The 14,050-nt window shown below is 62.0% G+C and carries 17 protein-coding genes; 9 read left to right on the forward strand and 8 right to left on the reverse strand.

Annotated elements, in window-relative coordinates; translation table 11 throughout:
• Positions 1 to 344 precede the first annotated feature (344 nt).
• The gene (locus QQJ96_RS12360) at positions 345 to 734 is read left to right on the forward strand and encodes a carboxypeptidase-like regulatory domain-containing protein (RefSeq protein WP_284332309.1); all 390 of its coding nucleotides are present in this window, start codon (positions 345 to 347) and stop codon (positions 732 to 734) included.
• Positions 735 to 908: 174 nt separating this feature from the next.
• Here QQJ96_RS12360 and QQJ96_RS12365 read toward each other — a convergent pair whose 3' ends face one another.
• Entirely contained in the window at positions 909 to 1,829 is a 921-nt protein-coding gene (locus QQJ96_RS12365; protein ID WP_284332310.1) for a hypothetical protein, read from the reverse strand.
• Positions 1,830 to 2,108: 279 nt separating this feature from the next.
• On the opposite strand from QQJ96_RS12365, the gene QQJ96_RS12370 reads away from it, so the two are divergent.
• On the forward strand, positions 2,109 to 2,858 hold the full coding sequence (locus QQJ96_RS12370; RefSeq protein WP_284332311.1) for a hypothetical protein: 750 nt from the start codon (positions 2,109 to 2,111) through the stop codon (positions 2,856 to 2,858).
• A 188-nt stretch (positions 2,859 to 3,046) separates the two neighbouring features.
• Positions 3,047 to 3,472: a PepSY domain-containing protein gene (locus QQJ96_RS12375; RefSeq protein WP_284332312.1), complete on the forward strand. Its 426-nt coding sequence runs from the start codon at positions 3,047 to 3,049 to the stop codon at positions 3,470 to 3,472.
• A 32-nt stretch (positions 3,473 to 3,504) separates the two neighbouring features.
• Here the strand turns inward: QQJ96_RS12375 and QQJ96_RS12380 are convergent, their stop codons facing one another.
• Positions 3,505 to 4,230, reverse strand: a complete 726-nt coding sequence (locus QQJ96_RS12380) for a cytochrome c biogenesis CcdA family protein (RefSeq protein ID WP_284332313.1) — start codon at positions 4,228 to 4,230, stop codon at positions 3,505 to 3,507.
• Positions 4,231 to 4,397: 167 nt separating this feature from the next.
• On the opposite strand from QQJ96_RS12380, the gene QQJ96_RS12385 reads away from it, so the two are divergent.
• From QQJ96_RS12385 to QQJ96_RS12395, 3 genes are all read left to right on the forward strand, one after another.
• Complete coding sequence (locus QQJ96_RS12385; RefSeq protein ID WP_284332314.1) at positions 4,398 to 4,790, forward strand: thioredoxin family protein; 393 nt, start codon at positions 4,398 to 4,400, stop codon at positions 4,788 to 4,790.
• 130 nt (positions 4,791 to 4,920) lie between these two features.
• Positions 4,921 to 5,163, forward strand: a complete 243-nt coding sequence (locus QQJ96_RS12390) for an MliC family protein (RefSeq protein WP_284332315.1) — start codon at positions 4,921 to 4,923, stop codon at positions 5,161 to 5,163.
• Positions 5,164 to 5,367: 204 nt separating this feature from the next.
• Complete coding sequence (locus tag QQJ96_RS12395) at positions 5,368 to 5,706, forward strand: hypothetical protein (protein ID WP_284332316.1); 339 nt, start codon at positions 5,368 to 5,370, stop codon at positions 5,704 to 5,706.
• 4 nt (positions 5,707 to 5,710) lie between these two features.
• On the opposite strand, the gene recQ is transcribed toward QQJ96_RS12395, so the two are convergent.
• Together recQ and QQJ96_RS12405 are read right to left on the reverse strand one after the other, a co-directional pair.
• Positions 5,711 to 7,525 carry a DNA helicase RecQ gene (gene recQ, locus QQJ96_RS12400; protein ID WP_284332317.1) on the reverse strand — a complete coding sequence of 605 codons (1,815 nt, stop codon included), beginning with the start codon at positions 7,523 to 7,525 and terminating at the stop codon, positions 5,711 to 5,713.
• Between the two features lie 150 nt (positions 7,526 to 7,675).
• Positions 7,676 to 8,011 (reverse strand): MGMT family protein, encoded by a 336-nt coding sequence (locus tag QQJ96_RS12405; protein WP_284332318.1) that lies wholly within the window; start codon positions 8,009 to 8,011, stop codon positions 7,676 to 7,678.
• Positions 8,012 to 8,078: 67 nt separating this feature from the next.
• Between QQJ96_RS12405 and QQJ96_RS12410 the strand changes: the two genes are divergently transcribed.
• Positions 8,079 to 8,483 carry a hypothetical protein gene (locus QQJ96_RS12410; protein WP_284332319.1) on the forward strand — a complete coding sequence of 135 codons (405 nt, stop codon included), beginning with the start codon at positions 8,079 to 8,081 and terminating at the stop codon, positions 8,481 to 8,483.
• 85 nt (positions 8,484 to 8,568) lie between these two features.
• Here QQJ96_RS12410 and QQJ96_RS12415 read toward each other — a convergent pair whose 3' ends face one another.
• Positions 8,569 to 9,693, reverse strand: coding sequence for an inorganic phosphate transporter (locus QQJ96_RS12415; protein ID WP_284332320.1), 1,125 nt, complete (start codon positions 9,691 to 9,693; stop codon positions 8,569 to 8,571).
• A gap of 57 nt (positions 9,694 to 9,750) precedes the next feature.
• Entirely contained in the window at positions 9,751 to 10,380 is a 630-nt protein-coding gene (locus QQJ96_RS12420) for a DUF47 domain-containing protein (RefSeq protein WP_284332321.1), read from the reverse strand.
• Between the two features lie 149 nt (positions 10,381 to 10,529).
• Here QQJ96_RS12420 and QQJ96_RS12425 point away from each other — a divergent pair, with 149 nt between their 5' ends.
• The gene (locus QQJ96_RS12425) at positions 10,530 to 11,852 is read left to right on the forward strand and encodes a hemolysin family protein (protein ID WP_284332322.1); all 1,323 of its coding nucleotides are present in this window, start codon (positions 10,530 to 10,532) and stop codon (positions 11,850 to 11,852) included.
• Positions 11,853 to 11,927: 75 nt separating this feature from the next.
• On the opposite strand, the gene QQJ96_RS12430 is transcribed toward QQJ96_RS12425, so the two are convergent.
• Positions 11,928 to 12,686, reverse strand: coding sequence for an RNA methyltransferase (locus QQJ96_RS12430; RefSeq protein WP_284332323.1), 759 nt, complete (start codon positions 12,684 to 12,686; stop codon positions 11,928 to 11,930).
• 156 nt (positions 12,687 to 12,842) lie between these two features.
• Between QQJ96_RS12430 and QQJ96_RS12435 the strand changes: the two genes are divergently transcribed.
• A complete protein-coding gene (locus QQJ96_RS12435) occupies positions 12,843 to 13,646 on the forward strand; it encodes an inositol monophosphatase family protein (RefSeq protein WP_284332324.1) in 804 nt (267 codons plus the stop codon).
• 13 nt (positions 13,647 to 13,659) lie between these two features.
• On the opposite strand, the gene QQJ96_RS12440 is transcribed toward QQJ96_RS12435, so the two are convergent.
• Positions 13,660 to 14,046: a VOC family protein gene (locus QQJ96_RS12440; RefSeq protein WP_284332325.1), complete on the reverse strand. Its 387-nt coding sequence runs from the start codon at positions 14,044 to 14,046 to the stop codon at positions 13,660 to 13,662.
• Positions 14,047 to 14,050 lie beyond the last annotated feature (4 nt).

Below are 14,050 nucleotides of genomic sequence, written 5' to 3' on the forward strand. Positions count from 1 at the left end.
GATGCCGCGCGGAAAGCTGGGATTATCATCCCAGCCTACGCATTGAAGTACGCCCCCTTTGACCACCGTATGGCAAAAGGCATTTGACAGCCAAGCCATTCATGGCCAATTATCGGCCGGGGAAAAGTCCGACTTTTTCAACGACCCATCGGGGTATGGGTCCATTACCGCTGGACATATCTTGCCCAGCGCACAGGGAGCGCGGTAACGCGAACAGCCGATGCAGGGAAGCACAAACCGGTATTGCTTTATCAACAAGCATGGCGCCAGCCGACGGCCAGTGAACAAGGCCGTATACGACTTGCGCAATCGTCCGATTTGTCACGAGTAATACAGGAGTTTCCATGCGCAACATCGTGTCTTTCAGCAGTCTCTCGCGTTCCGGTTCGCTTTCCACGTGCAGCGGGGTCATCGCCATTGCACTGGGTGTCGCTTGCTTCCTGCCTGCTTCGGCTGCGCACGCACAGGCAACCTCGTCCACCATTTTCGGCCAAGCCCCCGCGGGGGAAGTGGTCACGGCGACCAGTTCCCTGGGGCTGCACCGGCATGAAACCGTCAACAAAAAGGGACGCTACAAAATCAACTCATTGCCCATGGGCGACTATACCGTGACCTTGGAGAAAGGCGGACAACTCGTCGATACACGCCCTAATATCGGGCTGATTGCAGGCCGCGGCGCAGAAGTCGACTTCGCCTGCCCCAACGACCACTGCGAAGCATCAGAAAATAACTAAGCAGACGTGGTCTGCAAACGTTGATGCCAGACCAGCGTCGTCGCTGCGCGCACCTGCCTACGACGACGCTGCCGGGAGAAGCACGTAGGCTGGGATGACAATCCCAGCTTTCCTAGCGGCATCCCGAAGCTGGGATTGTCATCCCAGCCTACGCGAAAGCCGGACATTTGCCTCTTATTGCACGACCAGCCCAATCGAATCCCACTGTGATGTCGCCACAGCGCTGCCTTGCAGTGTCTGACCAACGTACAAGCGCGAAACTTTCCAGTGCGACAGATCGGTGTCGAGGCTTACATCATACGGATTGGTAGACGATGCCCTCGATTTTACATGCCCTGACTGGATGAGATTTCGCAGCTCGTTATATAGGTCGATCGTGAAGAAGGCGCGGCCATTGCCAGGAACAAGAGCAGGAACCCCAAAATTACGAACGTCAGTATCCTCACAAAATTGCCTTGGATAAGCGTCGGTCTCATATCCTGGACACCACGATCTGTAATGATTCAGTGTCTGTCGGGAGTCTCTCACATCGATTTGAATGAAGAGCCTTTGGTTGTGTACCGCATTATTCAACTCCAATGACGCGATATATGCGACATAGTTGACATGGGGTGTAGCGCAGCGATCGGTCACCGACTCATAGACCAAGTTGATGCCCGCGCTCAACTTTATCGAAGACGCGGCATTCAAGCTGATCGACTGGATGATTCCAGGGGGATAGCCTGGATAATTTGCACTATCCGTTGGCTCAAGGAACAGATCATATTCAGTGCCGCAGGCTGGTAACTTGGCTCCGTTCTGCGCCAGCTGGTAGCCCCCGGTGCTGGGTATAAAACCTACGCGGCCATAAGAGTTGGAGATATCCCATGCTGCGCCGGGCGGCGCAGTTTTCGATCCGACAAGGTCCTTGGGAATATTCCACTGTGCGATGTGCCAAGTCGCGGGCGGTGCAGACCAGTCGCCGGCCTCCGATGTAAAGCGATGATTGTAGGTACTGGGCGCGATCCAAATGGATGCGCCGGGTCGCCTAACCAGATCCGCCGCGGCAACGGAGGCGGGGATCAGGAGCACAACGAAGATCGCAAGCAGTTTCACTAGCCCACCCTCCAACAGCGCAGAGGTTATACGCCCCCAAATTACCTAAGGGTCACAAATGTGTTAGCGCGACTAGCGGCCTCACTTTTTAGGTCGACCTGGCGGGGTAGCGCGACTAACCAGGTCAATTTCCGTGCTCTTTCGACCGTCCTCTGCTGGATGCGCAAACCTCGGGAAGCCCCCAGATGCGCCTCGAAGCGGCAAATAGCTAGCCTCGCCTGCACTCCCCCAAGAGCGAGGACGACGGCCATGGTTTCTGCCATCAGTGCAAACGCTCCCATGATTTTTCATCAACGCCCCGAACCGCCGGATAGCGAGTCGCCGCTCGATATCGCGGTGGACAAATACAATAGCGACCTCAAAGCGGGCGATCCCTGCGTGCTGTGGAACGATGCGCAGGCGATTCGTGCCGCCGTGAAGCAGGAAATCGGCGATGACATTGCTTCGTTGCCGCAGCGGCACAAGACGGAGCTGCAGCCGACCATCGACCAGTTGGTCGACACCTATGGCCAGTCCATCATGAGCGTTCATGACATGGATCCGGCGGTGACGAAGGAAGTGATCCAATCGGGCATCGACGATTACAAGAAGCAGGCCACCACCTGGACACCGGAAGATCGCAGCAAGGTCGATGCCTACATCAAGGATGCCATGACTCGCAACGGCGGCGACATTGAGAAGTCGTTCGAAGACCTGCGCAACATGCGCTGGACGCCCGCCTACTTTTACGACTCCAATCTCGCCATTGCCGCCGACTATCTGCGTGCGCGCTGGGAAACGCAAAAGTACAACAACATCACCGCCCAGGTTGAAGTCAGCACCTATCTGGACCAGAAGAAGCAGGGCCAGACCCCGCAGAATGGTCCCGGCCCGGTATCGCAGTATTCCAAGCTGCAAGAGGAATACATGTACAAGGGCATCAATGATCAGTGGAATACTTTGAATTGGTTCGAACAGATGTTCGCCGATAGCCCGGACCAGACGGAGGCCGATCTCGCCATGGCCGCCTTCGAAAACGACGCCAGCTGACCGATGATCGGGTGTCCCGAACAGCTTTGGGGCACCCAATCGCTGCTCGCGCTTGTCTGGCAGCATGCGTGCTGAACCGCCCATGCTGCCAAGCATGAACGTTCTCCATCGCGCTAATCTTTTCTTCACTACCGATTGATTGCTTGAGACCAAAACTCCAGCTCATCACTGGTAGCGGGGATACGTCCGTGAAGAAGATTGTTTCGTTGACCCTAGCTTTGGCACTGGGTTGTGCTGGCGCAGCCATGGCACAAGATGAGCCGCATGCGTTGACGCAGCAGCAAATCGTCACGCAGCTGAACCAGCAGGGTTATACGGACGTGCACGATGTGGATTTCAGGAATGGCGTGTGGACAGCACGCGCGCACAGTGGCGATGGTTCACACGTAAAGCTACGCGTGGACCCGATTACCGGCGAGGCTTATCCGAACAAGCAGGTTTCACGACTTAACGAAACGGACGTCCGCGCCATGCTCTCCTCGGAAGGCTATACGCACGTGCATGATGTCGATTACGACGACGGTGTCTGGACCGCCAAAGCCAGGAATGACGCAGGCGTAAAGGTCCGGGTACAGATCGACGCGGAATCGGGCCGTATTATCGGCCAGAACTGATAGCCGAGCGCGTAGTGCGATTGGCCAGTTGATTACAGCGACGTCGTGAGATTGGTCACCCAATCCGGCAATACGCCGATGATCACCGCTTCGAGGTGACGATCGGTACCGGTGATGATCAACAGGCCGACCAGCACGATCAACACGCCTAGCACTCGCCTGCCCCTGCTGCCCGCTTCCATCAGCCTGCCGCGCCAACGCGCGAGCAGGCTTTGCGCGAACAACGCCAGGATCAGCAGAACGGTGGCGATGCCAAACGCAAACGCCGCCATCACCAGGGCAACCTGTCCCAGATTTTTGCCTTGTGCGGCAAGCAGGGTCGCGGCGCCTAGCGTAGGTCCCACGCAAGGGCTCCACACCAGCCCGAGCAGCACGCCGATTCCCGCTTGCCCTGCCAGGCCGAAGCGTTCGAGCCGCGCCTGGCGCTCGCCCGCCCAGTTGGCCAGCGGCCCGGCCGCGTGCTCGAACGATGCCTGCAACCGCGGAACGACCAGCACGATGCCGACAACCAGCAGCAGTACTGCGCTCCATAAACGTATCGTCTCCGGGTTCAAGCCGGCAGAAGCGCCGATCGTCGCAAGAATGAAACCGGTAAGCGTAAACGACGCCACCAGCCCCAGCGCCAACGCAAGCGGCCCCCAGCGATGACGCTGCGCCGCGCTGCCAAGCACGATGGGCACCAGCGGCAGCACGCAGGGCGACAGAATGGTCAGCGCGCCGGCTGCGTAGGCGACGAGGGGGCTAAGACTGCCGCTCATGAATAGGCTCCGGGACAGACGTAATACGCGGCCTTGCACAGGGACATGTTCAACTCCTTAGGAAGCATCTATCTGGCTTTCGCTGAACAAGCCCGGCGGGTTACCTGTAACCGGATGCGTTTCGCAACGAATAGAGCTGTGCCACCCGCAACAAGAAGGATCTGCCCATGTCCGTGCTTCGCAAGCTCTTCATCGCCCTGGTGCTTGGCCTGATATCCATCCCGCCACTGCTGGCCCAGCCCATTCAACCCTTCACCACGGCGGCGCTGAAGGCCGCGCAGGCGGCCGGCAGACCGGTGCTGGTGGATGCCTACGCGAGCTGGTGCCCCATTTGTCGCAAACAGGCTCCCACCATTGACGCCCTGGCCAAAGACCCGGCCTTTGACAAGCTACTGATCCTGCGCCTGGACTACGACAACCAGAGCGCGGAAAAGCGTGAGCTTGGCATCGTCCAGCAAAGCACGCTGATCAGCTTCGACGGCAACAAGGAAACCGGGCGGCTGGTCGGCGTCACCGATCCCGGCGAAATCAGGAAATTGGCGCAGTCGGCCCTGCATTGAGCGGATGGCTTTATGCTCGGCCGACTCACCAGGAGGGCCGAGCATGCTCAAGTGCTGCAGCGCAGCCACAGCTTTGACGCTGATGCTCTCGGCGTGTGCATCAACGCCATCCGCTAGCAGCTATGCGTGGATGGATTATGCGTGTAGCGATGGACAGCGGGTGCAGGCCACTTACCCGGACTCAAACACCGCCGTGATCAAGCTCACCGGCGTAAACCACACGCTGCACATCGCTATCTCCGGCAGTGGCGCCCGCTATACCGGCGACGGCTGGCAGTGGTGGACCAAGGGCATGCACGACGGCATACTGGCGCCGCTGGCGCCGGGCGAAAGCATCGCGAGCGCGCCTGGCGTCGCTTGCCATGCCGGCTGATCGGGGGCGTAGGCTGGGATGACAATCCCAGCATCTGGAGGCCGCCATGGTGCTGGGATTGCCATCCCAGCCTACAAATTCCTAACGAATGGCACACATTAGTAACGAAGCCATCACGCTTCGCCATCGTAATGACTCATAGGAATAATGTTGGCGTCATCCACGTAGGCGATGCTTTCACCATCGGATTGAGAGCATATCCCGATGGTTTCGCAGTACGTTTTCCCCTCCAGCCGTGGCTTGTTCCGCATCGCCAAGCACGGCCACCGCTGGCGTTCACTGGTCGAGGCACAGGAAGTAGCCCGGCATGATTCCCCCGAGGCGGCGCTGGATGCGCTGCGTGAGGCATGGCCGCAGGCGCGCTTGCCGCAGGCACTGAGCGAATGGCGCTATGTCGCCGAAGCCGCCAGCCTGCCTTACGCACGGCTGGCGCGCGCCACCAATGGCATCCGGGTTGTTGGCATCGATCCTTCGCAGCCGCGCGTGCGCCGCTCGCGACGCGTTTGGGGTCGGCCAAGCCGTGACGTGACTGATCACGGATGATCGGTCACTCCTTGGCGTTGATGACTTCCAGAAAATCACGCCCGTAGCGCTTGAGCTTGGCCTCGCCCACGCCGCTGATCGCAGCGAGTTCGTGCTCGTCCTCCGGCATGGCACGCAGCATCGCCAGCAAGGTTGCGTCATGGAAGATCACATAAGCCGGCACGCCATGCTGCCGCGCCAGCTTCGAACGCAAGGCGCGCAACGCCTCCCACATCGGCTGTTCATACGCTTCGATGCCCAGGCTTGCGCCAGTAACGAGCTGACTGTCGCGACGGCGCGACGCACGCCGCGCGGGTCGCGTTTCCTCGCGCATGGGAACGGACTGATTACCAACCAGCACATCGCGACTGGCCGCGGTAAGACGCAAGGTGCCAAAGCCTTCTGCGTCGGTGGTCAGTAAACCCGCGGCAAGCAATTGGCGAAACACCGAGCGCCACTGTTTTTCATCCATGTCGGCGCCGATGCCGAACGTGCTCAGCCGCTCATGCCCAAGCTGGTTCATGCGTTCGCTGTCGATACCGCGCAAGACGTCGATCACATGGCCGGCTCCGAAGCGTTGGCCGCTGCGATACACCGCCGACAGCGCTTTCTGCGCAGGAACGGTGGCATCCCAGGTGGTGGGCGGACTCAGGCAGTTGTCGCAGTTGCCGCAAGGGCCAGGGTAAGTTTCGCCGAACGCGGCCAGCAGCAGTTCGCGGCGACACTGCATGGCTTCGGCGTAGCCAAGCAGCGAATCGAGCTTGGATCGTTCGATGCGCTTGCGTTCGTCGCCCGATTCGGACTGCGCGATCATCTGGCTCATGGTGACCACGTCGGACAGGCCGTAGATCATCCACGCTTCCGCGGGTAAGCCATCGCGCCCGGCACGACCGGTTTCCTGGTAGTAGCCTTCCATGCTGCGCGGCAGGTCCAGGTGCGCGACGAAACGCACATCCGGCTTGTCGATCCCCATGCCAAAGGCCACCGTCGCCACCATCACGACGCCGTCTTCGCGCAGGAAACGTTGCTGGTTCGCCATGCGCGTCGGCGCATCGAGCCCGGCGTGATACGGCAGCGCCTCGATACCCGCTTCGGCAAGCCATGCAGCGGTGTCGTCCACTTTGCGGCGACTTAAGCAATACACGATGCCGGCATCGCCGCGATGGCCATCGAGAAAGCTCAACAATTGACTGCGCGGGTTGTGTCGCTGTGTGACGGCGTAACGAATGTTCGGCCGATCGAAGCTGGACATGAACTGGCGCGCATCCTGCAGCACCAGGCGCTCGACGATTTCCTCGCGCGTGCGCGGATCGGCGGTGGCCGTGAGCGCGATGCGCGGCACTTGCGGATAACGCCGGTGCAGGACGGTGAGTTCGCGGTACTCGGGGCGGAAGTCGTGCCCCCATTGCGATACGCAATGCGCTTCGTCGATCGCGAACAGCGCCACCTCGGTGCGATCGAGCAGCTCAAGGAAACGCGTGGTAAGCAGCCGCTCGGGCGCCACGTACAACAGATCCAGCTCACTCGCCGACAGCCTGCGCTCCACCTCACGCTGCTCTTGCGCGTCCAGGCTGGAATTCAAATAGGCCGCTGCCACGCCTGCTTCGCGCAAGGCGTCCACCTGGTCGTGCATCAGCGCGATCAGCGGCGACACCACGATGCCCGTGCCTTGGCGCAACAGCGCGGGAATCTGGTAGCACAGCGATTTGCCGCCACCGGTCGGCATCAGCACCAGCGCATCGCCGCCTTCACCGACGTGCTCGACGATGGCTTGCTGATGGCCGCGAAACTGGGCGTAGCCGAAGACGCTTTGGAGGACTTCTAGGGGCGTGGCGGGCATGCTTCTGGTTTTTTCCTCTCCCTGGCGGGAAAGGGCTGATGGGGGCAGGTGGTCAAGCTTATTTGCTTCGCGGGCAGCATTCGAGCCATGCAACGCGTAAGTCTTTGCCTTGCATTGCAGCCCTCCCTAGGGCGCTAGCGGAGCCAGGGATCAGGGCAATCCCCACAATTGCCGATCCACATCCGCGTCTAGCCCAAAGCGCGACAGCGGCACGCGGCCGTTCTTCACCTCCACGCCCTCAGCCCGCAGCAAACGGCACTGCTCGCGAAAGCCGCGGCTGCCCGGCGGCATGGCGATCTGGCCGCTGGAGCGCAGCACACGGAACCACGGCAAGGTCATGCCATCGGGCACCTCGCCGAGCAGTCGCCCGACCAAGCGCGCACGCCCCGGCAGCCCGGCCCGCGCTGCGATAGCGCCATAGCTGGCGACGCGTCCGGGCGGAATCGCGGCGATGGCTTCGAAAACCCGCAAGTGTTCCTCTTTCATGACAGCGTGCACCTTCACCAACGTCGTGGCAGAGTATCGGCGGTCCGCCTCCGATTCGGAAAGCCGTATGCACCATTTCGAAGCCGTGCGTTCACTGGTTGGCAGCCAGTATCTGTTGAGGCGAAACGATCCTTATGTGATCAGCTTCGATCTCACCCTGCCCCACGGCCGCCACCAAGGCATTTATCTGGCCGAGCTGGAGGACGAAAGCGGGCGCCGCTACCTGCGCATTTCCACGCCGATCGGCCCGCTCTCCGGCTCCGATCCCAGGCGCTGCCTGCGCTTCAACTGGGAGCAGCGCGTGGGTTACCTCGCCGTGGCCGACCTCGATGGCTCGCCTTATTTGCATTTGTGCGAAAACCGCCCCTACGAACTGGTCACGCAGCAGGAACTGTATCGGCTGATTCAGGAACTGGGCAGCCTGGGCGATCAGCTGGAGCAGGCGATCGTCGAGGGTGGCGACGCCTTTTGAACGTCCGCTATGCGTAGGCTGGGATGACAATCCCAGCACCGGCATGTCGCATGGAAAGCTGGGATTGTCATCCCAGCCTACGCGCTCAGAGAAACTGCCGCGCGAGATAAACAAGCCCGTAGGCAATCAGCGCCGTCACCGGCAGGGTGAGTATCCACGCCCATACCATGCGCTCCACCACCGACCAGCGGATCGCGTTGAAGCGCTTGGCCGAACCCACGCCCATGATCGAAGACGACACCACGTGGGTGGTGGAGACCGGCAGGCCGAGCGCCGAGGCGCCCAGGATCACCAGCGCGGAGCTGCCCTCGGCCGCAAAACCGTTGATGGGGTGCAGTTTCACCATTTTGTGGCCGAGCGTCTTGATGATGCGCCAGCCGCCGCCGGCAGTACCGCCGGCCATGGTCAGCGCGCACAGCGCTGCCACCCAGTGCGGTACGGCAAAGCCGCCCGCGGTGGATGCGTGGATACGCAGGAACGACAGCCACTCAGGCAGGTGATCGAAGCGGCCGGCAGCAGTGCCGCTGGCCAGGGCCAGCGCGATGATGCCCATGCTCTTCTGCGCATCGTTCATGCCATGGGCCAGGCCCATCGCACTGGCCGACAGGATCTGCACCTTGCCGAACAGGCTGTTCACGAACGGGGTGCGGCCCAGATGCCGCAGGAAACCCCTGCGCGAAGCGAACCAGGCCAGCAACGCGTAAAGGATGCCCATCAACGCAAAGCCGAGGACAAAGCCCATGACCGGCGACACCACCATCGGCATCACCACCTTCGGCAACACGCCCTTGCCTTCCCACCAGTGCGTGCCGCCCTGTGCCCAGATCACGGCCTTGAAGTTGCCACCCGCCTCGGCGATCGCCGCGCCGATCAACGCCCCCACCAGCGCATGACTGGAGCTGGACGGCAGTCCCAGCCACCAGGTGAGCAGGTTCCAAACGATCGCCGCCAGCAGTGCGCAGATCAAAAGCTCCGGCCCGGCGTTCACCACCCCGGTATTGACGATGCCGGCCGCAATCGTGGCCGCCACCGCGGTGCCCCACATGGCGCCGACCATGTTGGTGGCTGCCGCCAGCAGCACCGCCTGGCCCGGTGAAAGCACCTTGGTGGCGACGACGGTGGCGATCGAGTTGGCGGTATCGTGAAAGCCGTTGATGTAAGTGAAGATGAGCGCGATCAGTACGACGGCGAAGACCAGGCCAATACTCATGCGCGCGCTCCATGGAGTGCGCGCCATGCATGAAATAAAGCGTGCAAGGGGTACTCCTCAGGAGTTCTTCAACACGATGGAATAGACGATGTTGCCCACGTCGCGGCAGCGATCGATGGCCTTCTCGATCAGCTCGAACAGATCCTTGGCCAGCATCGCGCGCATGGCGTCGTTGCTTTCCAGGTACAGCGTGCGATACGGCGCGAGCAGCATGCGGTCGCCTTCCGATTCCAGCGTCTGCATGCGGTCCTGCAGCTTCTTCACCGGGTCGATGCGCAGGCCACGGCGCAATTCACCGATCAGCTCCACCACCACGTCGGTGGAACGGGTCAGCACCAGGGTGCGCTGGCTGAAATCCACGTCTTGCAGGCGGCTGCTGACGATCGCATAGCGCTCGGCGAACTTTTCCACGCTTTTGGGAATTTTGTAGAGCGCGCTGTTGAGCGCTTCGATGTCTTCGCGATCCAACGCGGTAACGAAGGTGTTCACCAGCTCTTCGCTGATTTGCGTGGCCAGCGCCTTCTCGCGCTTGCGGGCGGCGGCGAACGCGGCCATGACCGGCGTATGGTCCGGCAGGCTGACCAGTTCATGCAGCGCCTTGGCGCTTTCGCGGGCGGCTTCGGCGCTCTGCTCCAGCAGGCCGTAGAACTTGTCGCCTTTACCGAAAATCGTCTGAAGTGAAAACATGGGCAATCTGGCCAGGCAAGGGCAAATATTTCGCGAATATTACAGGACCACCCTGCCGCACCGCACCACCCGGGCTGGCCGACCCTCTCCCGAGCCTCGGCGGCGTGCCTTACACTGAGTGACATGCCCGCCCCTGATGCCCTGTCGCGATGCTGACCACAATCGCGCTCGTCCTCCTCCTCGCCCTTTGCAACGGTTTCTTTGCGCTGTCGGAGATGGCGCTGGTGGCCTCGCGCAAAAGCCGGCTCAAGCAGATGGCCCGTACGAGCCGCCGTGCCCGAGTCGCCTTGCGCCATGCCGAGGCGCCGGAGCATTTTCTGTCCACCGTGCAGGTGGGCATCACCCTGGTGATGCTGGTCACCGGTGCCGAGGCCGGCGATGCCTTTGGCACGCAGATCGGCAACATGCTGCACGATGGCAGCCTGGCCTGGCTGGCGCCCTATACCCGCATCGTCGGGATCGTGCTCGGCTTCGTGGTGATCTCCTTTATCCAGATCGTCGTGGGCGAACTGGTACCCAAGCGCTTGGCGCTGTCCGCGCCGGAGAAGGTATCGAGCATCGTCGCCGTGCCGATGCTGGTGCTGTCGCGCGCCACCGCACCCTTCGTGTGGCTGCTCAACCGCGCCAGCAGCATTCTGTTGAAGCTGTTGCGCGTGAAAGACCGCGGCGACAGTGCTGCCACCGAAGAAGAGATCCGGCTGCTGGTCGCCGAAAGCACCGAACAAGGCGTGCTCGACGCCGACGAACAAGCGATGGTCAACCGCGTGCTGCGCCTGGGCGACCGTACGGTGGACAGCGTAATGACGCCGCGCATGCGCATCGCCTGGCTCGACGTGAACGCGCCACTGGATGAAAACCTGCAGGTACTGCGGCAAACCTCCTATTCACGCTACCCGGTCTATCGCGGCGACGAAAGCGACATTGTTGGCGTGATGGAGGTGAAGAGCCTGCTCAGCGGCATCAGCATGGGCAAGCTGGAGCTGTTTCGTACCCTCGCCAAGCCGTTGTACGTGCCCGGCACGGCCCGTGCGCTCGATTTGCTGGAGGAGTTCCGCGACGCCGAAACGCCGATGGCGCTGGTCGTGGACGAATACGGCGACATCGAGGGCGTAGTCACGCTCAACGATCTGCTCGCGGCCGTGGTCGGCGCCAGCCAACTGGGTCATGGCAGCGGCGAGGAACACTCACCCATCGTGCAACGCGAAGACGGCAGCTGGCTGATCGACGGCGCGCTCTCCACCGATGACCTGCGCGAACTGCTGCACCTGGACCAATTGCCGGGCGAAGACGAACACGATTTCCGCACCGTGGCCGGGATGGTGATGGCGGCGCTGGGGCATATTCCGCAGACCGGCGAGGTGTTCGCCTGGCGCGGCATTCGTTTCGAAGTCGTGGACCTGGATGGCGCGCGCATCGACAAGCTGCTGGTGACGCCGGCGCCACCGATCGAGTTGGCGGACGACGAGCAGTAGGAACGTAGGCTGGGATGACAATCCCAGCTTCGGGATGCTGCATGGAAAGCTGGGATTGTCATCCCAGCCTACTCACTACCCTTTTCTGGCCAGCCCGGCCATCCGCTGCGCGTCCGCCAATATCCCATGCAGCATGCGCAGCTCGCGCTCATCCATCTGCGCGCGCAAGAACAGCTTGCGTAGCCGCAGCATGATCATGGTCGACGCGCGTCCCTTGTGGAAATCGATGTCGTCCAGGGTCTGCGCCAGATGCTCGAAGAAGCGTTCCATCTGCGCCGCATCCGCTGGCGGTTCGTCATGCAGTGGCGGCGGCGCGGGCAGCTTCTCCCCCAGCGCCGCCAGGCGTAGTTCGTAGGCCATCACCTGCACCGCCTGCGCGAGGTTGAGCGAACTGAAATCGTCCACGCTGGGAATACGCACCATCGCGTGGCAGCGCGCCAGTTCTTCGTTCTCCAGACCGGTTCGCTCATTGCCGAACACCAGCGCCACCTGCCCGCCCCGCTCCGCGGCGGCCAGCGCCTGCGCGGCCGCTTCGCGTGGCGTGAGTTCCGGCAGGTTCACCCCGCGCCGCCGTGCGGACAGCCCCAAGGCGAAGCTGGTCCCGGCCAACGCTTCCACCAGCCCGGCATGCACGCCGGCTCCTTCCAGCACGTCATCGGCCCCCGCCGCCATGGCCGATGCCTCCCGGTCCGGAAATCGGTGCGGCGAGACCAGGTCCATGCGGGTAAAGCCCATCGTGCGCATCGCCCGCGCCGCGCTGCCGATGTTGCCCGGGTGGGAGGTACGCACCAGGACGAAGCGGCAGCGGCTGGGAAGATCGGGAATGACGCTCATGCGGGGAAGACCGGGTATTTCGGGGTGGCAAGGATAGTGGAGGAGAGGGTCTACAGGGGGGTGGCATCCGCTTGCCGCCTGCTGGTCGCTCGCCCGCACCCTCTCGCTCTGCTACGATAGTCGGTCGCCAACCCGCTCTTTTGCCAAGCCACAGCCATGACCAGACCCGCCGTCAACGTCGCGGTACGTGCCGCGCGCTCCGCCGGTAACGTGATCCTGCGTTACATGAACCGCATCGACGGCCTCCATGTCGTTGAAAAGCAGCGCATGGACTTCGCGTCCGAGGTCGACCGGCTGGCCGAGGCGGAAATCGTCAAGGAACTGCGCCGCGCCTATCCCGGCCATGCCATCCTCGCCGAGGAAAGCGGCGCGGTGGGCAAGAGCCAGCAGGTGTGGGTGATCGACCCGCTGGATGGCACGCACAACTATCTGCGTGGCATCCCTCATTTCAGCGTCTCCATTGCGTTGCTGGACAAGGGCGAGCCGGTCTATGCGGTGGTGTTCGATCCGCTGCGCGACGAACTGTTCACCGCCAGCAAAGGAGACGGCGCCTATCTCAATGACCGCCGCATTCGCGTCGGCAAGCGCGAAAACCTGGCCGGCGCGATGATCGCCACCGGTTTCCCCTACCGCGAGCGCGCGCATCTGGACTCGCAGCTGGCGATGACGCGTTCCCTGCTGAGCCAAGCCGAAGACATTCGTCGCTCCGGCTCTGCCGCCCTGGACCTGGCCTATACCGCCGCCAGCCGCTACGACGGGTTCTTTGAAATCGGCCTGAAGCCGTGGGACATGGCGGCCGGTGCGCTGCTGGTCCGCGAAGCGGGTGGCCAGTACTGCGATTTTGCCGGACGCGATGGCATTCCGGAGAGCGGCAACATCATCGCAGGCAATCACCACGTGGTGAAGGCGATGGTGGAAGCGATCGGCGCGCAAGCGACGCCGTCGTTGTTGAGAGCCTGATCGGTCCCTCAACCTACTCGGGCACGTGGCACACTGCTTCGACGTTGTGCCCATCCGGATCGAGCACGAAAGCTCCGTAATAATGCTCGTGATAATGCGGGCGAATGCCAGGCGCGCCATTGTCAGTACCGCCCGCCGCAAGGGCTGCCCGATGGAACGCATCGACCATGGCACGGCTGCTTACGCGAAATGCCACATGTATCGGCGGATGATTGGGCGCCCCCTTGCTGATCCAGAAATCGGGTTTGAGCGGTTCGCCAAACCCCGCCACGTCGACATGGCCGGTGACCTCAGCGGGAAACTCCATCAACAGCGCGTAGCCGATCGCCGATAGCGCCTGGGTGTAGAACGCCTTGCTCTTTTCGAAATCGCTAACGGATATGCCGGTATGGTCAATCATGGCT

The sequence above is a fragment of the Dyella flagellata genome (genome assembly GCF_030160275.1).
In the GTDB taxonomy this organism is placed as follows: Bacteria; Pseudomonadota; Gammaproteobacteria; order Xanthomonadales; family Rhodanobacteraceae; genus Dyella_B; species Dyella_B flagellata.